Genomic DNA, 24,470 nt, shown 5'->3' with positions numbered 1-24,470 from the left:
GAAGATATGATTAAAAAAATTTGCTTTTTAGCCTGTTCATTAGCTGTCGTATTCTCTTTAAGCGCATGCAACACCACCAAAGGTGTTGGTGAAGATATAGAAGCAGGTGGCGAAGCCATACAAAGAGCAGCTAAATGATGGCTAACAACCATCATCCTTAAATATTAGCTACCTCGACTAGAACTGACATATATACCAAACGGTGACAGTTTCGCCGTTTGGTATATAAATTAAAGAGCCTATAAATTCCTAAACCTTACTCTATTGAAATACAGAACATTTTAATATTGGCTAACAGGATCACAATTTAATTATGCCTCTCTTTTACAATGGAAGCCATCCAGCTAGGAGAGCATAATGAACCCGAAAAATAAAATTAATGTGTTAGACCACATTTCACCTGAAATGCAATCTGTAATGCAATTTTATGCAGAAAACCCATCCCCTTCCCCTATTGACACCAGCTATTACGGAATGCGACAAGCGTATATTGAAGATAGAAAATATTGGAATGCAGAAGCCCCAATGATGCACAATATTTACGATATTCAAGTACCAACTCAATATGGCAATATTTTGACTCGTCTATTTCAACCCCTGAAGTCACCACCAGCAACTTTATTTTATATTCACGGAGGCGGGTTTATTTTAGGTAATTTACAAACTCATGACCGCATAATGCGGTTACTAGCCTGTTATTCAGGCTGTACCGTTATTGGAATAGATTATTCGTTATCCCCTGAAGCTCGTTACCCCCAAGCCATTGAAGAAATATCCACCGTTTACCAGTATTATCAACAAAATGCCGCAGAGCATAATATCAATATGCAACAAGCTGGCTTTGCAGGTGACTCAGCTGGCGCAATGTTATCTCTTGCTTCTATACTTTGGTTGCGTGATAACACTATAGAAAGTGCCAATATTAAATCCGTTTTATTGTGGTATGGGCTTTATGGCTTACAGGATTCAATCAGTCGGCGGCTATATGGTGGGGAATGGGATGGGTTACAAAAAGAAGACTTAGAAAATTATGATAATGCCTATCTCGGGGAAAATGGTGATAGAGAAGCCCCTTATTACTGCTTATTCAATAATGACTTAACCAATGATATTCCACCTTGCTTTATTGCTAGTGCAGAATTTGACCCGCTATTAGATGATAGCTTGGCTTTATTCCGAACACTCGACGCTAACAATATATCTTGTGAATATAAAATGTACCCAGGAACTTTGCATGCTTTCTTACATTACTCTCGCATGATGCAAATATCAGATGAAGCAATTCGTGATGGTGCGAATTATTTTATCAAACAACTTTTATAATATTAACTCTATATTTATTGAAGATAACAGACGATAAAACGAAAAAACCTCGCATTTAGCGAGGTTTTTGAATGCTTAGCGATTCGTTTATCGTTATTTAGCGATAACGTTAGCTGCTGCTGGGCCTTTAGCACCATTTTCAATGGTGAATGAAACTTGTTGGCCTTCTGCTAATGATTTGAAGTTATCACTTTGAATTGCAGAAAAGTGAACAAATACATCTTTGCTGCCGTCTGCAGGAGTGATAAAACCAAAACCTTTATCATCGTTAAACCATTTTACTGTACCAGTCATTGTATTAGACATAGAATTTCCTTTAATTTTTTAAAATTGCCATAAGGCATGTTGCGGTTTGTTCTTGTGGTACTTATGGGAATTAATTAGAAGGAATTCGCAATGAAGTGGTATCTGAGATAACGCTTAATGGTGAACATCTTAAAACTGACTAACATAAATAGGCCTGTACTTCCAAACCAGTGAGCATATTAAGCCACACTTATAACCAAATGGCAAATTTTATTTTCACATCAATTCAAGAAACAAATAGTTTGCTATTTATCCGAACCTAAAAGAAAACATCTTCAGGTTTAATACCTATCAAAAACACCATAATCAGGCCTTTCGCCCCTCATCACCGCTCGCTGTTGCTCATGTACCGCTTCTCTATCGGCTCTTTTTTGTTCGGATGAACGGGCGTCTTTATGCGGCTTTGGCCATGTTGGTTTATCAGGCTCGAAAGAAGGCGTAAATGTACAACCCGTAATTAAAAATAGACAAAATAGCGAAGATATTACTTTCATAATGGCTTTTATTTTTCCAATACAGCGATTAGGTAAAAACACTTAATCATGATACCAATATTTATCATTTATCTAAATCATTATTTGGATACTACTTTGGTAAAATGACCATTGATAATTCACAATAACAATATATAAAGTAGGATTTAAGATAACAAAAAAGCCGCATCACGCAGCTTTTAAATCTTGTAATGCATTACAGTTATGATTGACTACTTTTTTCAGTTGGGTCAAACGGAAGCCCACCAGCAAAGACAAATGATAACCCAACAATAACGAACGAAACCATAACAAAACACTTATCAATAAATCGTTTCATACTGTTATTCCTATGCTTGATCATCGAATTAAAATATGCGAACCGATTATTATTGGCAATAAAAAATTACCCCATTACTTTCCCAACAGAGTACTAAAAGATCAATTAATTTATTACATTCAAATAAATAGTAAAATCACACTGGCATAGACATAATTTCTTGATACGCCGCCACTAGCTTATTACGTACTTGAATTCCCATTTGTAAACTTAAACTTGCTTTTTGCATATCAACCATCACGTCATTTAAGGAAATATCTTGCTTTCCTAACGTGAAGTTTTCAACTTGCTTAGCTGAATCATTACGTGATTTATTAATTTGATTTACGGAAGCAACTAGGTGATCAGCAAATCCAACAGGCTCTATTACGGGTTTAATTGGGTTAGTGGCTTGGGTTGCCACGACATTTAATTGTGAAATAACCCCTTCAATCGCTTGAACTGTCATTCGATTCTCTTCTTATTAAATTAATGTGAATTTTTCACTAACCTATATTGGCTAGCTTACCCTATCACACCCTTTTTAACTTGAAGCCGATAAATAACACCAATTTTATAGGCTGATTCCGTCATTAGAACCCCTTAAAACAAGAAATAATAGCAAAGTGAAAAAGTGACGTTACGAAGAGGGAAATAACATTGTTTCACCAAAAGTATTTTCATCCGTCTAGTAGTCTGCCAAGCAGGGAATATTTATGAGTGCCGCATCTAAAGACACGGGGGAGGCCAAAAAGGGTTTTGCCTCTATAGTTGAAAGGATTAAAGCTGATCCTAAAATACCGTTAATGATTGCGGCGGCTGCGGCTGTTTCAATTATTGTCGCCCTTCTCCTCTGGCTACGCAGCCCTGACTACCGTGTACTTCTTAGCAATTTAAGTGCTAAAGATGGTGGCGATATTGTTGGCCAGCTAACTCAGATGAATGTGCCATATCAAATTGCTGATAATGGTAGCGCTATTTTAGTTCCTGCAGATAAAGTGCATGAATTACGTTTAAAGCTCGCTCAATCAGGTTTACCTAAAGGTGGCAATACTGGTTTTGAATTATTAGATAAAGAACAATTCGGTATCAGCCAATTTAGTGAGCAAATCAATTACCAACGTGCATTAGAGGGTGAACTCTCTCGTACTATTGAGTCCCTAAGCCCAGTACAAAGTGCTCGGGTGCATTTAGCAATTCCTAAACCCACCTTATTTGTGCGTGAGCAAAAGCTACCAACGGCTTCTGTGACGGTCGGTTTACTACCGGGAAGAATGCTTGATGAAGGGCAAATCAGCGCCATTGTCCATATGGTATCAAGTAGCGTAACAGGCCTAACCGCGAGTAATGTCATTATTGTTGACCAAACGGGTCGCTTACTCACCAATAACGATAATAGCCAGCAATCGGCAAACAGCGCACAAATCAAAATGACTAAAGAGATGGAGTCCCATCTCAAACAGCGCATAGAAGATATTCTGTCGCCGTTAGTCGGTCGTGCCAATATTCATGCCCAAGTCACCGCGCAAATGGATTTCTCGAAAGTCGAACAAACTTCAGAGGAATATAAGCCCAACCAAACGCCAGATAGTGCGGCTATTCGTTCTCGCCAAAACAGCCAAAGTATGCAAAATAACAATGGCGGAACCGGTGGAGTGCCAGGTGCGCTTTCAAATCAACCCGTTAGTGCACCAAGTGCACCTATTGAAACCAATAAAGACAATAAAGATGGCGCTCAAACGGCGAATAACCGTAATAGTGTCTCGAACTCGCAAAGCGATGAAACCACAAATTACGAAGTAGATCGCAAAATTAGTCACACTCAACGGCAAATTGGTGTCGTCGATAGGCTCTCGGTCGCAGTTATTGTCAATTACCATTCACAAGATGGTGAAAATGGTCCTGAAATGAAGCCATTGCCACCAGAGATGCTGCAACAAATTGAAGCATTGACACGCGAAGCAATGGGCTTTTCTACTGCACGTGGGGATTCTCTCAACATTACTAATTCATTGTTTACCAATGAGGCTCCGGTTGAAGAAACACCTTCGTTACTTGAAAGCCCACAATTTATTGCTCAGTTACTGGATTACGGAAAAATACTGCTTATTGCCATTATTGCTTGGTTTATGTGGCGTTTCGGTATCAAACCACAATGGGTTAAATACCGTAAGACACAGCAAGCCCAAGCCGAAGCTGAAGTTTTTGTTGCCACACAACTGAAAACCCCGCTCGTGGTTGATGAAGCGATTGATGAAGAAATGGATGAGCAAACACGCCGTCGCCTGACTCGTCAACGTGTTAGTGCTGAGATCCAAAGCCAACGTATCCGTGAAATGGCAGAAAAAGACCCACAAATCGTGGCAATGGTTATCCGTCAGTGGTTAGGAAAATCCCAATGAGTTTAAGTGGAACAGAAAAAAGTGCCGTGATGTTAATGACGCTCGGTGAAGACCAGGCTGCGGAAGTATTTAAGCACCTGAATCCTAAAGAAGTTCAGCAATTGAGTATGGCCGTGTCAAACATGCGCCAAATCTCAAATAATGAATTGGCAGAAGTATTAACTGAATTTGAAGAGTCAGCGATTCAATTCGCGGCACTCAATATCAACACGAATGACTATCTGCGTTCTGTATTGGTGAAAGCACTTGGCGAAGAACGCGCCGCAAGCTTACTTGAGGACATCTTTGAAAAACAAGAAACCACGTCAGGGATCGAAAGCCTCAACTATATGGAACCCCAAACCGTTGCCGATATTATCCGTGATGAACATCCGCAAATTATCGCGACTATTTTGGTTCACTTAAAACGCAATCTTGCAGCGGATGTCCTCGAATTATTCGAAGAGCGCCAACGCAACGATATTATGCTACGTATCGCCACCTTTGGTGGTGTCCAACCTGCTGCATTGGCGGAATTGACCGAAGTATTGAACAACTTACTGGATGGCCAAAACCTCAAACGCAGCAAAATGGGTGGCGTGAGAACTGCGGCAGAAATCATCAACCTGATGAAAAGCCAGCAAGAAGAAAGCGTTATCGATGCAATGCGTGATTACGATGGTGAACTTGCTCAACGTATTATTGACGAAATGTTCCTATTCGAAAACCTTATCGAGGTGGACAACCGCAGCATTCAACGTATTTTGCAGGATGTTTCGACAGACTCGCTGGTTATTGCCCTCAAAGGCAGCAACCAAGCACTACGCGACCACTTCCTCAACAATATGGCCGCTCGCGCTGCAGAAATTGTGCGCGACGATTTGGAATCACGTTCTCCTGTGCGTATGTCTCAAGTGGAAAACGAACAAAAAGCCATTTTGCTTATCGTTCGTCGTTTAGTCGAAAAAGGCGAAATCGCTATAGGTGGTGGAGACGACGTCTATGTCTAAGTCAACAATTCCAAATGACCAATGGCAGCCTTGGCAGCTTCGTGAGCTTAATCAATGGGATCTCAACTCAGGCATTCCTGCATTAAGTGATGTTCCTGAGCCTGACGCGCCAAAAGTCCCGTGCCTTGAACCAAAAGAAGTGTTAGAGCAAATTAATTTGCTCGATAACATCAAGGAAGATGCACAGCGGACGGGTTACCAACAAGGGCATGAAAAAGGCCAGCAAGAAGGTTACCAAGCTGGTTTTGAGCAAGGCTTACGAGCTGGAGAAGAACAAGGGCGTGAGCAGGCACTTGCTTTGCAACAACCTGTGATTGAAACATGGCAAAAACTGCTGTCTGAATTCAATTATTCTCTCGATACCTTTGATACGGTGGTGACCACTAAACTGTTGCAGATAGCGTTGACTGCGGCTAAGCAAGTTTTAGGACAATCCACCGTTTGTGATGGCACCGCATTGTTGGAGGAAATCAGCCAGTTACTCCAACAAAAACCGATTTTTGCTGGGCAGCCTGAACTACACGTCAACCCAAATCATTTTGAATTGATTGAACAGCACCTAGGTTCCCTACTCAACTTGAACGGCTGGCGCTTAGTCGCTGATCCTAAACTGCATATCGGTGGCTGCCGAGTCGTCGCTGAAGACGGTGAAATTGATATGACTGTGGCGACACGTTGGCAAGAATTGTGTCGTTTATATGCACCGGAGAGCTTTTCATGACGGCACGATTGGGACGCTGGATTGCTTCGTTGGACGATTTAGAATCGCGGATGAAAGGGATCCCGATGGTGCGTCGTTATGGCCGCCTCACAAAAATCACTGGCTTAGTGATGGAAGCCGAAGGCATTAAAATGCCTTTGGGGGCAACCTGCTTTATTGAACGCTCAATTAATGGCGGCTCAGATGAAGTGGTGTGTGAAGTCGTCGGTTTTAACGGCCCAAGAATGTTATTGATGCCATTAGCCGACCTCGAGGGGATCGCCCCGGGTGCCCGTGTTTATGCACAATCAACCGGTGATGACGGACAAACTAGCCGCTTACTCCCTATTGGTAATGAATTATTAGGCAGAGTACTTGATGCCCAAGGTAATCCATTAGATGGAAAAGGCCCCTTAGAGGTAAAAACACGCGCGCCATTAATTACCCCACCAATTAACCCATTAGAACGAACGCCTATTAGTAATGTATTGGATGTCGGTGTTCGTGCAATCAATGCATTATTAACCGTCGGTCGCGGCCAACGTATGGGGCTATTTGCTGGCTCTGGTGTGGGTAAAAGCGTATTACTTGGCATGATGGCACGCTTTACACAAGCCGATATTATCGTAGTCGGGTTGATTGGTGAACGTGGTCGTGAAGTCAAAGATTTCATTGAAAATATCTTAGGGGCTGATGGCTTAAAACGTGCCGTTGTCGTTGCAGCGCCAGCCGATGTGTCTCCTCTATTGCGCATGCAAGGCGCCTCTTATGCCACTCGTATCGCTGAGTATTTTCGCGATAAAGGTTTAAGTGTGCTGTTGATTATGGACTCACTCACTCGCTACAGCATGGCACAACGGGAAATTGCGTTAGCCGTGGGTGAACCACCAGCAACGAAAGGCTATCCACCTTCTGTATTTGCCAAATTACCAGCATTAGTTGAGCGTGCAGGGAATGGGAAAAATGGTGGGTCAATTACCGCTTTCTATACCGTTTTAACGGAAGGGGATGACCAACAAGACCCAATTGCTGACTCGGCTCGCGCCATTTTGGATGGCCATATTGTACTTTCACGTTCACTGGCAGAGTCAGGGCACTACCCTGCAATAGATATCGAGGCATCTATCAGCCGTGCCATGACCGAGCTCATTCCTAAAGAACATTACCGAAAAATTCAACGTTTCAAGCAGTTAACGTCTAGTTACCAACGCAACCGAGATTTAATTAACGTCGGTGCGTACGCCATGGGCAGTGACCCCATGTTGGATACGGCAATTCAATATTACCCACGTATGTCGAAGTTTTTGCAGCAAGATATTGATGAGCGATGTGATTATCAAACCGCATGCGAACAGTTGACACAAGTGGTTCCCAACGAATAACGAGGGGATAAATGGCCAAAAATAATGCCTTAACAACATTACTCACCTTAGCTGTTGAAGCCTCGGAAGAAGCAGCGAAAGTGTTAGCTCAAGTACGCCAAACCCACACCCAAATGGCGCAGCAACTAAATATGTTGGAAAACTACCAATCCGAATATCGTCAAAAACTCAACCAAACCTTGCATACGGGGATGGAATCGGATAAGTGGCAGAATTATCAGCAATTTTTGGTCACATTGGAACTGACCATTGAGCAACAGCAGCAACAACTGAATTTATGGGAGCAACGCGTTAACGAAGCTAACCGCCATTGGCAAGAAAAACAACAGCGTGTCAACGCGTTCGATACGTTAATTCAACGTGCTGAACATACTGAATACCAACGTCAAAACCGCTTAGAACAAAAGCAAATGGATGAATTTGCTCAACGAGCGACTTTACGGAGACCTCAATAAATGGACATCAACGCCCTGAATGTGCCAACCGCATCATCGACTAAAAATGGCAATATACAACAAAATGAATCGCGCGCTGATGAAAATCAAGCCCCTGCACTCCCCTTTCAAGCCATGCTTGATAACCAGCAACCGATTGAAAAACAAAATGTCACTAATCAACCGATCAATGAAGAAGCGCTTAACAAAGACATTGTTGATAACAAACTGGCAATAGCGAGTAAAGAAACGATTGAACAAACGAAGGTTGGGCAAAAAACGGCTGAAAATGCCATTGAGCAACTGAACTTTAGCCGTAACTTGCGTGCTGATAGCGTGCAAACTGCACTTAACACTGAGCTACTAACAGACAAAGATGCCAACGAGCAAGCGTGGTTAAATAGCCTAAAACAGTCATTAACTGGCCAAGTACAAGCAACGGCAAATACAACTATTAAAACAGAAGCACACCCGGTTTTAGGCGCATTTACCCAAAAAATGCAGCACCTAACGGATAATGCAGATGGCATCATTAATGAAGATGATGGCAAACATCTGGAAGGTTCACAGCAACAAATCGCAGGCGAAGAAGATGGCCCAGAACTTGGGGTATTTATTAAGAATGAAAAAGAAGAACGTCGTGACCAACCTCTTTTTCCCTTTGATAACCCACGAGATATACGCAGTAAAAATTTAACTGCTGATTTCATTCCATTGAATAAAAAAGTGAGTGATAAAGACCCAGTATTAAACCTACAAAATGTTTCAAGTGAAGCCCTGAACCAAACCGCGAAAGGCGCATTTACACTACAAACTGAGACTGGTGCTTTTACCACCACATCCTCACAGCATACAACGACCGCGCCAGTTAGCATGATGCCAACGACATCAACAGCCCAAGCGGCAACCATAAATGCGCCAACAGCAGCTCCAACCATGCATTTAGCCAGCCAATTAGGTAGCGAAGCGTGGCAGCAGCAATTAAGCCAACATATGTTATTTTTCTCTCGCCAAGGGGTGTCTCAAGCACAAATTCGTTTGCACCCTGAAGAGTTAGGTTCACTAAATGTGCATTTACGCATCGAAGATAACCAAGCAGTAATGCATTTTGTCTCTCCACATAGTCATGTACGTGCTGCCATGGAATCCATGATGCCAGTGCTACGCAGTGCGCTACAAGAAAGTGGTATTCATCTTGCTCAAGGCTCTGTTGGCCAAGATAACTTGAACCAGCAATCCGATAGCTCGCAGCAAAATGCGCACCAAAACGATGGCCAAATTCAAACGACACATCCATCCGTTGGTGCTGTTGGTATCAGCGAAGCAAATGCCACTGTTTCACCTAAAAATGTAGCATCAAGACAAGGTGGCATTAACACTTTTGCATAAAAAACAAACGAATCGCGGTAATTTCCTAGCTAAAGCGCCGAGTTACCGCCTTTTTGTTTCGTTTTTCACTCCTTTAACTCTTGGCAACCAAGCCATAATGCTAGAGATCATAACGTAAAAACCCATTTGGGTTTAGCATCCAAGAAACAGGAATTCAGCTAAATGTCGTCGAGCAAAAAATCAAAAAGTTCCAACAAAGGGTTGCTTATTCTATTTGCCCTTCTTGCCCTTGCTGGCGCAGGGTTTGGGGGTTATACCTGGTGGACGACACAACAAGGCACGCAAACGGCGAGTGAGGAAGAAAAGCGCCCAAACATGCCACAACCCATTTTTATGGAGTTAGAGCCATTTACCGTCAATTTGGCAGGTGCAGCTAATGTACCTGATCGTGTGCTTTATATCCATGTGACTTTGCGACTTGCGAACGAAAAATCGCGCAAACAACTTCATGAATACCTCCCTGAAGTGCGTAGCCGTTTGTTACTGCTACTTTCAGAGCAAAAAGCAAAAAATATTGGGACGCATGAAGGTAAGTTGCAGTTAATGAAAGATATCAAGCAAACGCTCACCCCTACCCTGATCCCAGGTGATACCGATCAGGATATTTCTGATGTGTTATTTACTACTTTTATTCTGCGGTAATATTCATGAGCGATAATATTTTATCTCAGGCCGAAATTGATGCGCTGCTTAATGATGATGCACCATCAAGCAATACGCCTGTGCCAGAGACTCAAGGGAAAGATAATGTTCGCCCTTACGACCCGAATACTCAACGTCGAGTTATTAGGGAGCGAATGCAGTCTCTCGAAATCATTAATGAACGTTTTGCTCGCCAGTTCCGTATGGGTTTGTTCAATATGTTACGTCGCAGCCCAGATATTACGGTGGGCGGTATTAAAATTGAACCTTACCATGAGTTTGCGCGTAATTTACCCGTACCAACTAACTTAAACTTAATCCATATGCCGCCTTTACGGGGTACGGCACTGTTTACCTTTGAGCCCGCATTAGTTTACATCGCTGTCGATAATCTGTTTGGTGGAGACGGCCGCTTTCCTGTACGGCAAGAAGGTAAAGAGTTTACCAATACTGAACAACGCATTATCAATCGCATGCTCAAGTTAGCCTTAGGGGCTTATCGCGATGCTTGGAAGCCAATCGCTGATATTGAAGTGGAATATGTACGTTCTGAAATCCAAGTCAAATTCACTAATATCACCACCTCCCCTAATGACATTGTCGTTACCACACCGTTTTTAGTGGAGATAGGCAATACCGTTGGTGAATTCAGTATTTGTATTCCGATCGCCATGATTGAGCCATTACGTGAACGTTTAATAAACCCACCAATGGAACAAGGCCACCAAGAAAATGAAACTTGGGTCACCAACCTTGTCACCCAAGTGAAACGTTCTGAACTTGAGTTGGTTGCCAACTTTGTTGACATTCCAATGCGAATTTCTCGCTTACTGCAACTGCAAAAAGGGGATGTGATCCCAATTGAGAAACCTGACCGCCTCATCGTTAATGTTGATGGCGTTCCCGTATTAACCAGTCAATACGGTACTCAAAATGGCCAGTATGCATTGCGTGTAGAACATTTGATTAACCCTGTATTAAACACTCTAGATGAGGAAAGTACCAATGAGTGAGGCGAAGAACTCTCCTGATGCATCAACCAATCACGACAGTGAAGACCTGTGGGCTGAAGCGCTGGAACAGCAAAAAAAAGCGGAATCCGCCTCAGCTGGTGCACAGGCTTTCGACAACTTTGATGGACAAAACCCGCTAAATCAACTGTCTGATATCGATATGATCATGGACATTCCTGTCCGTCTTTCAGTTGAATTGGGGCGCACTAAAATGACCATTAAAAAACTACTGAGCTTATCCCAAGGCTCTGTGGTTTCACTGGATGGCTTAGCGGGTGAGCCACTGGATATTTTAATCAATGGCTATTTAATTGCGCAGGGAGAAGTGGTCGTGGTTTCAGATAATTACGGTATTCGTATTACTGACATCATTACGCCTTCCGAACGTATGCGCCGTTTAAGTCGTTAATTAACTTCGTGAGTCGCTGATAATGGCAATACCCAATCAAACTGAGCAGGCACCGATATCTGTGCCTTTTTTATCAACAACCGTTTCCTCTGGTGAACCTAATACTCCTGCTATTGACCACAATGATAGCTTAACGCAGATATCGGGGGCTTTAGGGGGGATCATTTTATTGATATTAGCAGGTGCTTGGTTGGTGAAAAAATTAGGATTTGCTCCCCAAAAAATGGGCAAAGAGCAAATCGTAAAAGTCAAAAGCCGTTGCTCATTAGGTAATAAAGAACGCGTTGTGGTTATTGAGGTGAATAATGAGTGTTTGGTATTAGGTGTTACGACACAAAATATCAGCCTCTTACACCAATACCCGGCTGCACCTGAAGCCGCTGAGGCATTGCCGACTGAACCGCTCACCTTTCAGTCTTTATTAAAGAAAAAACAAGAGGCTGCAAAATGTGCGGCTTCAGTTACACTTATGCATAAGTAATCGGAAGCGCTCATGTTACCTCTAAAATCTTTACTCACGATTACTGCCCTCTTGTTTTTATTGCCAAACTCCGCTTCTGCGGCACTACCTGCCGTGATTAGCCATTCAATGGCTGATGGCGGACAAACTTGGTCTTTACCCGTTCAAACGCTTTTATTTTTGACCTTATTGGGCTTTATTCCCGCCTTATTATTAATGATGACCAGTTTTACTCGCATCATTATTGTTTTAGGTTTATTGCGTAACGCGCTCGGAACGCCCTCCGCTCCCCCGAATCAAGTCTTATTAGGTTTAGCACTGTTTTTGACCTTTTTCGTGATGTCACCCGTTGCAGACCAAGTTTACCGCGAAGCCTACCAGCCTTTTAGCGAAGACAAAATTAGCCTCGAAACCGCTTTAGAGAAAGGAACAGCACCGTTAAGAACCTTTATGTTAGGGCAAACACGCGAATCCGACTTAGCCCTATTCGCAAGAATAGCCAAAGTGGGTGAAATTCAAGAAGCGAAAGATGTTCCATTACGTATTTTAGTCCCAGCCTTTATTACCAGCGAACTAAAAACCGCATTTCAAATTGGCTTTACTATTTTTATTCCGTTTTTAATCATTGACTTAGTGGTTGCCAGTGTCTTAATGGCATTAGGGATGATGATGGTTCCACCTGCAACAGTTTCCTTGCCATTTAAATTAATGTTGTTTGTATTAGTTGATGGTTGGCAACTATTGCTTGGCTCATTATCGCAAAGCTTTTTTAATTAGGATTATTTTACTCGGAGTAGTTATGACACCTGAATCAGTAATGGCGATGGGAACTGAAGCGATGAAAATTGCGCTGATGCTAGCTGCCCCTTTGTTATTAGCCGCTTTGGCGGCGGGTTTAATTATCAGCTTACTGCAAGCCGCCACGCAAGTGAATGAAATGACGCTATCTTTTATCCCTAAAATTTTGTCGGTTATTTCTGTGATTATTATTGCAGGGCCTTGGATGCTGAATCTGCTTACCGACTATATGCGGTCATTGCTTAGCAACTTACCGTTTATTATTGGCTAACAATGCTAACCATTACCAGTGAAACACTCACACTGTGGCTAAGCCAAGGTTTCTACCCTTTCATACGCCTTTTGGCGCTGCTTGGTACAGCGCCCTTTTTTAATGAAAAACAGGCAATTACCAAAGTTCGTGTCGCTCTGGCCTTTTTTGTTGTGTTGATTGTTTCCCCACAACTTCCTGTCGTGAATATTCCCCTATTTTCTGCCATGGGGTTATGGGTTATCGTGCAGCAAATGGTGATTGGTATTGCAATGGGGTTAACAATGCAAATGGCATTTGCTGCCGTGCGTCATGCGGGGGAAGTGATTGGTTTGCAAATGGGGTTATCTTTCGCCACCTTTTTTGACCCAACTGGCGGGCCTAATATGCCAATTTTAGGTCGCATATTTAACGTGATTACGATTTTATTGTTTCTCGCTTTCGATGGGCACTTGTGGCTTATTTATATTGTAGTCAATTCATTTGAACTGCTCCCAATTCAAACTGCGCCATTAAATCGCGATGGTTTTTGGGTATTTGTCCAATTCGCTAACACCATATTTATTAATGGGTTAATGTTGGCTTTACCGTTTATCACCTTATTTTTAATTCTAAACCTTGCTTTGGGTATTCTAAACCGCATGACCCCGCAGCTATCGGTATTTGTGGTCGGTTTTCCTTTAACACTTACCATTGGAATTAGTATGTTAGGGCTGATTATTTCTATCCTCCCGCGCTATACCGAGCGTTTGATCCACCAAGCTTTCGAGCAGTTATCGTTGATGTTTAATTTGTTTGTTTGAGTATCGATACTTAATCAATTAATTAGTTAGTAAAACCATTTGGTAACTCTAATTATTAAGGTAAATCTATAAAAGCTTATTTCTAATTCAAAATTCATTGTTTACTCCTAATTTTAAACATATAACCCATTATTTCTTTCAGGTGTTAATTTAAAGAAAGGGAGCCGCCTATATGGCGGTAACGATACCCATTATTTATTTCATTTCTAAGCTATCAAAACAAGTGATAGTTACGAATACATCTAACACTAAATTTAACTTAGGTAAAAGATGGTAAAATCACGTAAAAACGACCTTGAGGTCATATTTTTTCAATTTAATCATGTAAAAACGCCCCGTGTAGTAGAGCCCCTTCACTGCTATTTATGTTATTTAACCAAATTTCTAAGCTGGCAGTGCAGTAATTACGACAAAAATAAATAATCTTAAAGGGCAATTATTGGGTTTTTAATTCCACATGCAGCAGCATACTTTACAATGCTTTTAATGCTCGCATTATTCACATTACTCTCCAACCTTGTGATAGTTGATGGATTAACTCCTATAATTTCAGCTATTTGAACTTTCGTTAACCCAGCAGACTCTCTCCACTCCTTAAGCATAGCCTGCAATTTTTCAGTTCTTATTTCTTCTTCATAAGCAGCTTGGTATTCTGGATCTTTCATCCATTCATCATGTAGCTCTTTATGTGTTTTCATCGTTTAATAGCTCCAATAAACGTTTTCTCGCTAAATAAAACTCAGACTTTGGGGTTCTTTGTGACTTTTTGATAAAGATCCTGAGCATAAAAATTGTTTTATCTTTGTGGTAAACCCATAACCCCCTAGCTATTTCACTTCCCATAGTTCTTATCTCAAACAATCCATCGCCCAATGATTTAGTATCTGGTTCTCTTAAATAATTAGCTGATAACTCTAATTTTTTAATGAGGCGGTCATATTTCACCTTGATTTTTAAAGGCAGTGCATTTGCTTCTTTTTCAGCCTCAGAATGATATTTTACAGTATACATATACCCTCATCATAATTTGCACTGTAATGCAAATTGCTTTTTAGTGCAAATCACATTCCATTGTATCGTCTGTACTACATACCGACTGCAGTAAATAGATCAGTTTCTCTGTACTGCCTGTACGGCAGTGAACCAACAGATGCGCTAGGGGCTAACAGTTTAACATTTCTAAGCCGCCTATGTGGCGGTGAACGGTCAAAACGATTATTTTTGCTTGATTCTGACTTTCTAAGCCGCCTGTGTGGCGGTGAACTAAACTGTTTATCACACCGTCATTGCGGATCATTTCTAAGCCGCCTGTGTGGCGGTGAACTAAACTGTTTATCACACCGTCATTGCGAATCATTTCTAAGCCGCCTGTGTGGCGGTGAACCGTTTAAACGGGAATAAACACTTTGGTCAGATTTTCTAAGCCGCCTGTGTGGCGGTGAACGATGCACTTTAAAATAAAAAATAAGTGATAACAATCAGTTAAGGGTATTTATTGGAAAATACCCTTTTATTTACTGATGATTATAACCTACTGATTTATTGACTAATTTTAAAAGAGCAAAAAACAAAGGTCAAAAATGGGGAACCGTTGCTAAACAAACTGAGCCACTAGTTGCTTGACTAAGACCATAGCAACTAAACACCCCAATTTGCTTTTGTGTAGCTTCTATCCTTTCAATAAACAAAGGAAAAGGCCGGCTTTCGACTTGCTTATCTCTGGCATGTAAACTTTCAACCCAAATAAATGGCAAACGATTGTTCGCTTTTGGCTTACTCGCAGACAATGTTTTCAAACACTGTTCCAATGGTTGCCCTGATTTTTCAGACCACAATCGTGCTTTTTGCTGCATAGCAGCGTCAATTCGGCTCTGCCCTTTCACATGCTTTCGAATATAACTGACTTGAACATGCTGCTCTGGTACTGCCTGAATCGATTTAATATGAGCGTAATCCATTAACCGCGCTAACCACTTTTGCAAATTTAACTGCTCAAGTTCACCTTGTGTTGTCGCATGCAAACGAATTTTTCTACCTAAGCGAAAGCCAACGCTGCCGTATTCAGGAAAGGCAACCGCAATCGCACTATGCCCCTGAGACGTTTTATTATCCGCCAGCGCTATATGAATTTGCTGGTAAACCTTTTGCCAGAGAAAATCCAATGGGACGGTTGAGTCCGGCAATAAAGTGACCTCCTGATAATAATTCATAGCCCACCTTATTTGTCACTTTCGCCAAATACACCACCGCGAACTAAAACCGCCATCACATAGTGTTCATCTTCAATACACGATAGCTTTTCACCTCGCGCCCATTTATCAAAATGGGTATAAAAATCTTGTTTATCTTTTGGTGTACGATAGGCTGTTCCGAGGTTAGTGACCGCACCATAAGGCTCAATCGCGATAGCGCCTGCACCGCCTTCAGTACCATACGCGGGGTACCATGTATCAATAGAACGCAAAGCATTACCAATTTTTTGCGAATGCATCGCAGCGTGCCCATTCACATGGTACAAAATTTTGCTTTTATCTCCCTTGCCTTTATCCATCACCAACTCTTCACTTGGATACACCTCTTGGGCTTTACCTAGTTGTGAATATGTGGTGATTTCCAGTAATAATGCGCCTTGAGGCTGCGCTAAGGCCGCTGCAATTTTTTCAGCCAATTGGTTGATTTTTTCATCTTTAGCATCAAATTGATGAATGTTATATTGTGTGGCATCAAACACCCATTCCAGTGGCTGCCCTTTGTTGAGTACTTTGACAACTACCTCGATTTGTTCAGCCCCCACACGGTTGCGCCATAAAAAACGCCCATTCGCGATATTTTGGGCGTAACGGCGAGCTAACTCCTGAAAACCTTGTTGTTCGATATATTCTTTTGCCGCTTGGGTATAACTTTGCTTGAATAATGCATTATTACAAGCCGATGGCGTTTCCACACCGCCAAGAATTTTCAAGGTAAATTGATGCACTAAGGTGTCTTGTTCAGTCCCTAACGCACAAGCATCTACTGTTTGTAAATTAGCTTTTTCCACCTCGGAGTTTAATTTTAACGGGTCATTTTTTACAGCGCCTTTTAAGCGATTTGAGATAGTGCCTCTTACCGATTTTTCTTGTAACGATAATGGCGCAAATTGCGATTTATTATCCCAGCAAGTGCCATAGAAATAACCGTCCGATGGAACCAGTTTTTTTTCAAATGCTAAAACCGATGCAACATCATTATTCTTCGCCATTAGTTACTCTCCACTCGAAATAAAGTTAGCTGCCACTTGTTGGCATAAATACAGGTTTTGGGACTCAACAAAATTAAATTCCCATAAAATTTCATGAATGTTATTCACGCGATTTGCTAATACAAACTCCCCTAACGTGACCACGCTTTCGGCAAACCGATGTGGCACTTCTGAGTCTCGCTGGTTTTTTGCTTGCCCTAACGGGGAAATACCTTGATATCCAGTTGCTATTGGAACAATCCAGCCTGCCGTTTTACGTTGCGCTTGCCATTCAAATGACGCCTTGTTCCCATTTTCCTTTCCCACTTCAACACAGTTATTTTCTACGACCAGATAACCCAGCAGGGCATCTATGGCATCTTGCCCTTCTTCCATGGCTTCAATCATCAGGTCGCGACGTTCAATCAATCCATAGCCAGGCATGACGCTATTGAGTAACTTTTGTCTATATTTCCCATCCGCATCTTCCGATGGCAGAATATGTACTGCTGGTTTCCCTAATGACAGAATATCGCCACCAGCCAATTTCATTGTCATCACCAAATCATGGATAACATCTAGTAAGGGGGAATGTTCAGGTAGCCCTTCAATCACCTCATTGTTTTTAATGCCATATTTAATCAACAGAGAAACATCTAAGTGGCAACGGGCTTCTTCGATAAATGCGGAGCGCGAGCCATCACTATTTAATGGATTGCCTGTTCCCACAATGGAACTAACATAATCATTGGCTCCACGATAGGTTTGTAAATCACAGTCATGACTGACCACTGCGATAGAGTCGAGAACAATATCTAGTTCACTCGCAACTCGGAGTTTCCGCTCTAGAGCATGCATAAAACCTAACCAGGCCGTCATAGCTGGAAAACCAATGGTATAAGGGCTAGAGAGTGCATTCGCATTGTGAATGTTTAAATGAGGCAATTTAAGCATATAAGTGGAACTCATCGTAATAGCTCCTTATTGATGGCAATAACGTCCGCAATAGCCGCCAACTCATCATCACCTAGACTAATCGCTTTTTTCCCCAGCACCTTTTTGTAATGCCGCATAAATTGCTGGGCAATAAGGAGGATCACCCCCTCTAACCATTCATCTGAGTTATTACGCCCCTGTTGGTCTGGAAACAACCATGTTTGTTGCTCTTTGCCGAGTTGCGCTGGTAATTGCATGCCATCTTGTTCAAATGCACGCCGCACTTCCCACATGGTTAACATAACGTAATCGAGATATTCTTGAATGCGCCTATCACGATATTCAATAAAACGACTACCACGCTGTTCTTTCGGTAATGAAATTAAACTATGAAATGCCTCTAACGTTTCTTTTACCTGCCAAGGGTTTAGCGTATTTGAGAAGAAATCATGAGTAGGTAAACGCAGTTTTCGTTGAGTAATTTTTGGAGGAAGTGAGGATAATAAATGGGCTTTACCTGCATTTTGATTATTGAGTACGGAAATATTTTGTGGCTTAGTTCCCCCGTAACCAATGGTAGTAAGACCATAAATTTCTTGATAGCCAATGTCGCTAAATTCCCCTTTACGTTTTAAATCTCGCAGTGCTTTAGTCTGTTCAGAAAATCGAATCGTATCAATGCGTTCACGAAGTTCAAAAACCAAACCAGAAGGGGTTAGTGGGGATAATAAGTGATATTCGCAATCCTCTAACCAAACAGGGAAATAAACTTGTTTGATTTTTGTGTTTGTAATGAATTCATCTAGTTTTAGATTTATTGATAAAAATTGCTTTCTCAATTGAATATCATCAAGCCCGTTAAATAATAATTCAACCTGTTCTGTTTTACTCTCAATATGCTCCAACACGGAGCGACCATCAAATAGTTTCACTCGTAAAAATTTATCAACATTTAGTCCACTCGCATCGCCGACTGAATCTATTTCGGTAATTTCAATGTTTCCCGAACGAAAGAAGCCATCATTATTTTTCTTTCCCTTGAACACTACTGGTGTCACATAAGTTTGATTTTTTAAATTAGTCTTTCCCACACCTGTATCTGGATGAGTAAATTTACTTGGGTGCGTAGTAAAAGCTCTACTAACAGCTTTCGCGGCTGCTTCAGGCAACCATTGCTTAAGAGAAAATTTATTATCACATTCTTGATGTATTTTCTGAATTTCATCTTCTCTCATTCCTGCTTTCAGCTTATCTTTAAGCCATCCCTCTTTGCGCTCAGCAAAAAAGGCCTCTATTGCTGGATCTAACATAGTAAATGGTCCTTGTGACTGAAATTTTTACTCGGAAACATTAAATGTGCTGAGTCCCATTTGGTCGTTATAATAAAAATGAATTCCACTTTTTTCGCGTGGTGAAAAACTAATTTCGCCATAACGCCGAGAAAGTTGTTCAACTGACTGGTATTCATTTTCACGGCCTTCTAACGATTGCTGATAATCACGTACTAACCATAACCTCTCTTTTAATTGTTCTGCAAGTGGCTGAAAACCTAACCCATATTCATAATTTTTATTTACCCAACCATTGTCATTATCATATTCACAGAAATAAGGTTCATTTTTTGCTGATAAGATCAGCGACAAACGTATTGTTGGCTCGCTTTTTCTAAATGAAAAAAACTGCTGAGAAAGCGCAGTTAACCCCCAAGCACCGCAGGTATATCCCCAAAGCGTGGTCGGCCTATTTAACGGAGTCTCTACTATTTGAGAGAACAGACGTGAACGAGTGGCCGTTTTTGGTTTAAGATCGGTAATATCGCCCATCAATCGTTCGATTGATGCATGTTCTAGACAAACTAAATTGGTGGTTTGCTGCTTTTTCCAGTCAGGAATAGGTTGAATTCTAGGGATCGCATCAACGGATTTCAGCAGTTGTTCTTCATCCACCAAGTCACATAAATTATGAGTAGATAGGCGTAAGTTTAAATTGCCATTTTCATAACCAGGCTTACAAAAAACATCCTGAGGTTTTTCTTCGATAAAGCCCTTCCAGTTATATTGCAATAACGCAATATTGGGATGGATAATTTCGCCCTCTCGGTGCCGACGTACTCGCCCTGCCATTTGAATTATAGAGCGATAGGATGACGGTTCGATCACCGCCCAATCAAAATCGTGGTCTCGCCCCACTTCCTCCACAGGCGTTGCCACTAAAATAAAAATAAGGTGTTTAGCTTTATCTTGCAGGTGAACCTGATCGATATGCTTTCGAATTATGGGGTTTTGGAAAGCTTCAGGTTGTTCCCCTGCTTTTTCTTTACGTTTCAATACCGCATCAAGGTGTTTTTCTTGTTCATGGCGTAGCAGCAGCACTTGCTGACTATGGTAAGCCATAGCACGAATTTCTATTTCTTCAGGCCATTCATTTGCTAATAAGTAATGGGCTAGTGCAACACAAACTGAAATATTGGCAACACGTACTACCCCAAAAGAGACTTGCAATTGGGTTTGCATCTCAGTGCAAGAATGGGCTTGGTGCAACCCGAGAATTCCTTGCTGAATAGATGAAAAATATTGCGTTTGTCGGTCACTTCCCTGCCCTTTTTGCATCGGCAAAATAAATGCTTTTCGACGTGCGACCAATGATTGTAAAACTTTAATACGTTTTTCAATAAATGCATGATGATATTGACGGTAATGTTCAAGCGTTGCTGCGTCATCTCTCGCTGTGATGGTGGCAATTTGGCATGAATGAACACATTTATCTTTTTTCTCGTCATATCGCCCCTCATCCACCCAAATGCAGCCCACTTTCAGTGACTTTTGCTGACTTAGTGCATAAATTCGCCAACCTAATTGGTAAGCCTTGAAATAGAAAAGTGCCAACGTTGGCGGAATAGTTGCAGAAGAAATCATGACCTTTCGCCCCAAAGCCCCCGCTAAATAGACTAAACGCCCAATCGCTTTGGGATCATCCCCCGTGAAGTCATCAATCTCATCAATGATTAAGTCAGATGACATTAACCGTAAATAAGGGAGAATATAGCGCCCACCACGGATAGTCTCTGTGGCTCCCATCATGTGGTCAATGGTGCAAGCTAGGATCGGAGCATAGAGCAAAGCTCTATCTTTTGGCCTCGTCAATACCGTTGAAAGTTCTTCCTCCGGTAAACTGCCTTGCCAGTTTAATTCTAGTCCTTCATCATCAAAAAGGCTCTCTTGGGACTCAGAGCCCGACCCCGCTAATTGATGTTCTTCTTTGATTGATTTTTGCTCTTCGAGAGACTCTTGATGCAACTCTAATACCGCTTTGGAGCCAATCAATACGGCAAGGTTGTCATCTTTGACGCCTAACCGGTCACGATATTCATCCCCTGTTTGTAACGTCAATGTACGAAGCCCTAACGCTAGAATAAATCGTAAACTTTGTTTATCTTCCGCTAGCGCCTGCATAATTTTAGCATTGGCGACTGTTTTACCGCAGCCAGTACTCGCCATATTAACAACAAAATACCCTTGAACTTTATCTTGCTGTTCTTCTCGATATTGGTAAATGGTGCTAACTGCATCTTCCTGCCAGCTAAATTTACCGGCAGCATTTTTATTGTGCTTAAGTTTGTTAATATCACTTGCCACAGGCGGTTCTGTTGCGAAAAATGGTAAATATTCTGTGACATTTGCCGCAACACTAGCCACATTCACCAAGTGTTCATCGAGCCGTTGCTTGTATTCGGTTTGCCCATGTAAACGCTGCGTATTGGCATATAATGGAATACCTGACTCCCATGTTGAATCAGCTTCTTTTGAGGAATAATTGTGATCCCCTAACATCAAACATAAGCGTGCCTGTTCCACGACTAACCGCCAACAGCCATTCTCTAACGCTTCATTTAACAAAGGGAGCTGGTGTTTAAGGTGCTCTGCCGCCTGACTTAATGTTTGTCGCCATACTTTTGATTCGCTCAATAAGCCATATGGGAATTCAAAGCATTGATGAATGCGTTGTGAATATTCATCTTCATTATAGTAATTTTGGTAGCCCCACTGTTTATCCACTGTCTCTAACAGTTTTGTTAACGAATCACAGGCTTTATCTGCATAGAATAAACGTTCTTTATCATTCGCTAAAAACGGTAATCTATGATGAGAAACAATCAACCAAACCAATAGCGAGGCCGCATCAGGTAACCCTGATAATGGCAATGTCGCTTGTTGATTTTGTTTAGCCCACTGTTGTAACTGCACTTCATCCCATTGCTGTGTGACTAACGCATCAAGCCAGCTTTCATCCCGTTGCGGCTCTACTTGGCTTTTTACCAGCGCACTAAATAATAATGATGAAACCCATTCGTGGCGCAGCGGATCCCCTTTAAAAGGGGTTTTAACATGTGGGTTTAATTTAGCTTGAAACAGTTGTGAGGCTTTTCCCCAGTCATGGAGTAATGCAGCTAAACGCGTTAATGCATTGATTAACGGCAGATATTTCCAATTATTTTCACGCTCACTACCCAATAACGATTTTTCTGTGCGATTAACTGGGACGTGCCCCTGTGAATTAAATTTATTTTTGTTCCCAACAACCCAAAGTAGCTGAGTACGCGAACGAGAGCGTATCCAGTGGCAACTTACCGCAGTATTACGGCTGGCACTACGACGCAACAACTTCTGAACCATTTGCAAACCTTCTTGAGTTATCAAGGTTTGCCATGTGTTATCACCAATTCGGTTAGCAAAAGCATCTAATACTCGTCGAGTTCGTTTTAACGCGTGTTTTTCACATTGGGAAACAAAAGTAACCATCATAGCGGTGTTACCTGTTGCGGGTTTTCCACTGGCGGTAATGCCAATGATTTTACGATATCGAACATAAAATCAAGGGACTGATGGTCAACAAAGGACTGTAATATTTGCTGGCGGAATTCTTGCTCACTGGCACCTTCTTTACCACAAATAAATGCCCATGGTAAAACGATAGCATCTTTAATTAAGTCAGCAATATCAAACACTAAAGCACCACGGCGGGTCTTACCATGCATCACGGCAAAGCCATGAGGGATCCCTAATACCCACAGACAGCTTGCAGCTAATCCATAGGCCAAATAATTGCCATGATTTAAAAAGTCATTCGCTTTGTCAGTCGATTGGTGCTGACGAGTAAAATTTTTTTGCCCTGTATTATTCGCAGCATACTTATATAAGGTTTTAGTCAGTTGAGCTTCCGTAAGCAGTAGCTCTTGCGTGTTTTTGGCAGCATCTGTGCGCTGGTGAAAAGTGTTTAACGCCGATTGAATAGTACCGTCGTTATAAATAAACCCTTCATTTTGTAACTCACGGGAACTTTGCCATACTTGTTGTAAGTATTTGATGCGTGACTGTTGTAATTTTTTAGCGGTCGCTAAACGTTTTTCATCATCAAACCAAAAGGATAACCACCCTTGCAGGTATTCCGTTGGTCGATACTCCCCTTGTGGCGTTAACCATTCTACTTCGGTAGACATATACAGCGGTGTACCGCCGCCGCCACAAAAGCCAACTAATACCCCTGCTTGGGATAACATTCTCATTGCTGCTTGAGTAATAGAGGTTCCAGTGCCCAGAAGTAAGACCGTGGTATTTGCAATTGGAATATTAAAATAGAGGTTTTCGTTTTTAGCTTCAGTGAAATAAAGAACACGGCCGTCTTTTTGCATAACTCGGCAATGTTCCAAGTAATACATATTGGCACGTTTCGAATGTAAAATAGTTTTTAATTCACTTGGTGAAAAATCGTCCATAATAGTTGGATTCTGTCCTTAAATAATAAGATTTTTGAATCAATCTATTAGAATAAGCTTTATCCCACGAAACAAGTCCTTGTTTTCAACCAAAGCCAAATTTGCGAAGGGTTTCACAGAATGACCAGTAAAAAACACTCACTAATGCTCTTTTAATACCATCTTTGTGGTCATAAACCTGATTATCTTTATACATAAAATCGATAGCGCTTTCTAAGCTGCCTATATGGCAGTGAACTTAACTTTGGCCATTATTTACCGCCCCCTGTTTTTCTAAGCTGCCTATACGGCAGTGAACTGGTAGTGGGGCAAGCCGCATGAGCCATCAATTTTCTAAGCTGCCTATACGGCAGTGAACGTCACTGTCCAAATCTTGCATTCCGAATCTACTTTCTAAGCTGCCTATACGGCAGTGAACTTAAACGTTGATAAATTAGCTTCAGCGGCAA

The 24,470-nt window shown here is 41.6% G+C and carries 26 protein-coding genes and 1 CRISPR repeat array; of the genes, 15 read left to right on the top strand and 11 right to left on the bottom strand.

The window, feature by feature from the left end; all coding sequences use genetic code 11:
• Positions 1–6: 6 nt before the first annotated feature.
• Positions 7–138, top strand: coding sequence for an entericidin A/B family lipoprotein (locus tag PSF31_RS05770; RefSeq protein WP_004255580.1), 132 nt, complete (start codon positions 7–9; stop codon positions 136–138).
• A 219-nt stretch (positions 139–357) separates the two neighbouring features.
• Positions 358–1,323, top strand: a complete 966-nt coding sequence (gene aes / locus PSF31_RS05765) for an acetyl esterase (RefSeq protein WP_096864731.1) — start codon at positions 358–360, stop codon at positions 1,321–1,323.
• 93 nt (positions 1,324–1,416) lie between these two features.
• On the opposite strand, the gene cspE is transcribed toward aes, so the two are convergent.
• The 3 genes from cspE to fliE all read right to left on the bottom strand — a co-directional run bounded on the left by cspE (position 1,417) and on the right by fliE (position 2,890).
• Positions 1,417–1,629 carry a transcription antiterminator/RNA stability regulator CspE gene (cspE, locus tag PSF31_RS05760; RefSeq protein WP_036957846.1) on the bottom strand — a complete coding sequence of 71 codons (213 nt, stop codon included), beginning with the start codon at positions 1,627–1,629 and terminating at the stop codon, positions 1,417–1,419.
• Positions 1,630–1,910: 281 nt separating this feature from the next.
• Positions 1,911–2,123, bottom strand: coding sequence for an AAA family ATPase (locus PSF31_RS05755; RefSeq protein WP_071585855.1), 213 nt, complete (start codon positions 2,121–2,123; stop codon positions 1,911–1,913).
• A gap of 455 nt (positions 2,124–2,578) precedes the next feature.
• A complete protein-coding gene (gene fliE, locus PSF31_RS05750) occupies positions 2,579–2,890 on the bottom strand; it encodes a flagellar hook-basal body complex protein FliE (protein WP_096864729.1) in 312 nt (103 codons plus the stop codon).
• Between the two features lie 247 nt (positions 2,891–3,137).
• Here fliE and fliF point away from each other — a divergent pair, with 247 nt between their 5' ends.
• The 13 genes from fliF (at position 3,138) to fliR (ending at position 14,092) form a co-directional block, all read left to right on the top strand.
• Positions 3,138–4,823: a flagellar basal-body MS-ring/collar protein FliF gene (fliF, locus tag PSF31_RS05745; RefSeq protein WP_096864728.1), complete on the top strand. Its 1,686-nt coding sequence runs from the start codon at positions 3,138–3,140 to the stop codon at positions 4,821–4,823.
• Positions 4,820–5,812 carry a flagellar motor switch protein FliG gene (gene fliG, locus PSF31_RS05740; protein WP_004255600.1) on the top strand — a complete coding sequence of 331 codons (993 nt, stop codon included), beginning with the start codon at positions 4,820–4,822 and terminating at the stop codon, positions 5,810–5,812. The genes fliF and fliG overlap by 4 nt, the downstream gene beginning before the upstream one ends.
• Positions 5,805–6,533, top strand: a complete 729-nt coding sequence (gene fliH, locus PSF31_RS05735) for a flagellar assembly protein FliH (RefSeq protein ID WP_004255603.1) — start codon at positions 5,805–5,807, stop codon at positions 6,531–6,533. Before fliG ends, fliH begins: the two co-directional genes overlap by 8 nt.
• Complete coding sequence (fliI, locus tag PSF31_RS05730) at positions 6,530–7,894, top strand: flagellar protein export ATPase FliI (RefSeq protein WP_094961183.1); 1,365 nt, start codon at positions 6,530–6,532, stop codon at positions 7,892–7,894. The genes fliH and fliI overlap by 4 nt, the downstream gene beginning before the upstream one ends.
• Before the next feature lie 11 nt (positions 7,895–7,905).
• Positions 7,906–8,349: a flagellar export protein FliJ gene (gene fliJ, locus PSF31_RS05725; RefSeq protein ID WP_094961182.1), complete on the top strand. Its 444-nt coding sequence runs from the start codon at positions 7,906–7,908 to the stop codon at positions 8,347–8,349.
• Positions 8,350–9,717: a flagellar hook-length control protein FliK gene (locus PSF31_RS05720; RefSeq protein WP_096864727.1), complete on the top strand. Its 1,368-nt coding sequence runs from the start codon at positions 8,350–8,352 to the stop codon at positions 9,715–9,717.
• Positions 9,718–9,879: 162 nt separating this feature from the next.
• Positions 9,880–10,359, top strand: a complete 480-nt coding sequence (fliL, locus tag PSF31_RS05715) for a flagellar basal body-associated protein FliL (RefSeq protein ID WP_096864726.1) — start codon at positions 9,880–9,882, stop codon at positions 10,357–10,359.
• A 5-nt stretch (positions 10,360–10,364) separates the two neighbouring features.
• The gene (gene fliM, locus PSF31_RS05710; RefSeq protein ID WP_004255619.1) at positions 10,365–11,372 is read left to right on the top strand and encodes a flagellar motor switch protein FliM; all 1,008 of its coding nucleotides are present in this window, start codon (positions 10,365–10,367) and stop codon (positions 11,370–11,372) included.
• A complete protein-coding gene (gene fliN, locus PSF31_RS05705; RefSeq protein ID WP_004255621.1) occupies positions 11,365–11,781 on the top strand; it encodes a flagellar motor switch protein FliN in 417 nt (138 codons plus the stop codon). Before fliM ends, fliN begins: the two co-directional genes overlap by 8 nt.
• 22 nt (positions 11,782–11,803) lie before the next feature.
• Complete coding sequence (gene fliO, locus PSF31_RS05700; protein ID WP_176489319.1) at positions 11,804–12,262, top strand: flagellar biosynthetic protein FliO; 459 nt, start codon at positions 11,804–11,806, stop codon at positions 12,260–12,262.
• 12 nt (positions 12,263–12,274) lie between these two features.
• Positions 12,275–13,018 carry a flagellar type III secretion system pore protein FliP gene (gene fliP, locus PSF31_RS05695; RefSeq protein WP_096864725.1) on the top strand — a complete coding sequence of 248 codons (744 nt, stop codon included), beginning with the start codon at positions 12,275–12,277 and terminating at the stop codon, positions 13,016–13,018.
• 22 nt (positions 13,019–13,040) lie between these two features.
• On the top strand, positions 13,041–13,310 hold the full coding sequence (fliQ, locus tag PSF31_RS05690) for a flagellar biosynthesis protein FliQ (RefSeq protein WP_004255630.1): 270 nt from the start codon (positions 13,041–13,043) through the stop codon (positions 13,308–13,310).
• Between the two features lie 2 nt (positions 13,311–13,312).
• Positions 13,313–14,092 (top strand): flagellar biosynthetic protein FliR, encoded by a 780-nt coding sequence (fliR, locus tag PSF31_RS05685; protein WP_096864724.1) that lies wholly within the window; start codon positions 13,313–13,315, stop codon positions 14,090–14,092.
• 425 nt (positions 14,093–14,517) lie between these two features.
• Here fliR and PSF31_RS05680 read toward each other — a convergent pair whose 3' ends face one another.
• From PSF31_RS05680 to cas1f, 8 genes are all read right to left on the bottom strand, one after another.
• Entirely contained in the window at positions 14,518–14,790 is a 273-nt protein-coding gene (locus PSF31_RS05680) for a helix-turn-helix domain-containing protein (RefSeq protein WP_096864723.1), read from the bottom strand.
• Positions 14,777–15,103: a type II toxin-antitoxin system RelE/ParE family toxin gene (locus PSF31_RS05675; protein WP_096864722.1), complete on the bottom strand. Its 327-nt coding sequence runs from the start codon at positions 15,101–15,103 to the stop codon at positions 14,777–14,779. The genes PSF31_RS05680 and PSF31_RS05675 overlap by 14 nt, the downstream gene beginning before the upstream one ends.
• A gap of 165 nt (positions 15,104–15,268) precedes the next feature.
• Positions 15,269–15,536: direct repeats of the CRISPR family, unit length 28 nt; unit sequence TTTCTAAGCCGCCTGTGTGGCGGTGAAC.
• Between the two features lie 130 nt (positions 15,537–15,666).
• Positions 15,667–16,302 carry a type I-F CRISPR-associated endoribonuclease Cas6/Csy4 gene (gene cas6f, locus PSF31_RS05670; protein ID WP_096864721.1) on the bottom strand — a complete coding sequence of 212 codons (636 nt, stop codon included), beginning with the start codon at positions 16,300–16,302 and terminating at the stop codon, positions 15,667–15,669.
• Between the two features lie 8 nt (positions 16,303–16,310).
• Entirely contained in the window at positions 16,311–17,333 is a 1,023-nt protein-coding gene (csy3, locus tag PSF31_RS05665) for a type I-F CRISPR-associated protein Csy3 (protein WP_096864720.1), read from the bottom strand.
• A gap of 3 nt (positions 17,334–17,336) precedes the next feature.
• Positions 17,337–18,281 carry a type I-F CRISPR-associated protein Csy2 gene (gene csy2 / locus PSF31_RS05660; RefSeq protein WP_096864719.1) on the bottom strand — a complete coding sequence of 315 codons (945 nt, stop codon included), beginning with the start codon at positions 18,279–18,281 and terminating at the stop codon, positions 17,337–17,339.
• Positions 18,278–19,558 carry a type I-F CRISPR-associated protein Csy1 gene (locus tag PSF31_RS05655; protein ID WP_096864718.1) on the bottom strand — a complete coding sequence of 427 codons (1,281 nt, stop codon included), beginning with the start codon at positions 19,556–19,558 and terminating at the stop codon, positions 18,278–18,280. Before PSF31_RS05655 ends, csy2 begins: the two co-directional genes overlap by 4 nt.
• A gap of 27 nt (positions 19,559–19,585) precedes the next feature.
• Positions 19,586–23,050 carry a type I-F CRISPR-associated helicase Cas3f gene (gene cas3f, locus PSF31_RS05650; protein WP_096864717.1) on the bottom strand — a complete coding sequence of 1,155 codons (3,465 nt, stop codon included), beginning with the start codon at positions 23,048–23,050 and terminating at the stop codon, positions 19,586–19,588.
• The gene (gene cas1f, locus PSF31_RS05645; protein ID WP_096864716.1) at positions 23,047–24,021 is read right to left on the bottom strand and encodes a type I-F CRISPR-associated endonuclease Cas1f; all 975 of its coding nucleotides are present in this window, start codon (positions 24,019–24,021) and stop codon (positions 23,047–23,049) included. Before cas1f ends, cas3f begins: the two co-directional genes overlap by 4 nt.
• Positions 24,022–24,470: the final 449 nt, after the last annotated feature.

Source organism: Providencia sp. PROV156 (genome assembly GCF_028480905.1).
Lineage (GTDB): Bacteria > Pseudomonadota > Gammaproteobacteria > Enterobacterales > Enterobacteriaceae > Providencia > Providencia hangzhouensis.
This window is presented reverse-complemented; position numbering and strand designations above follow the sequence as displayed.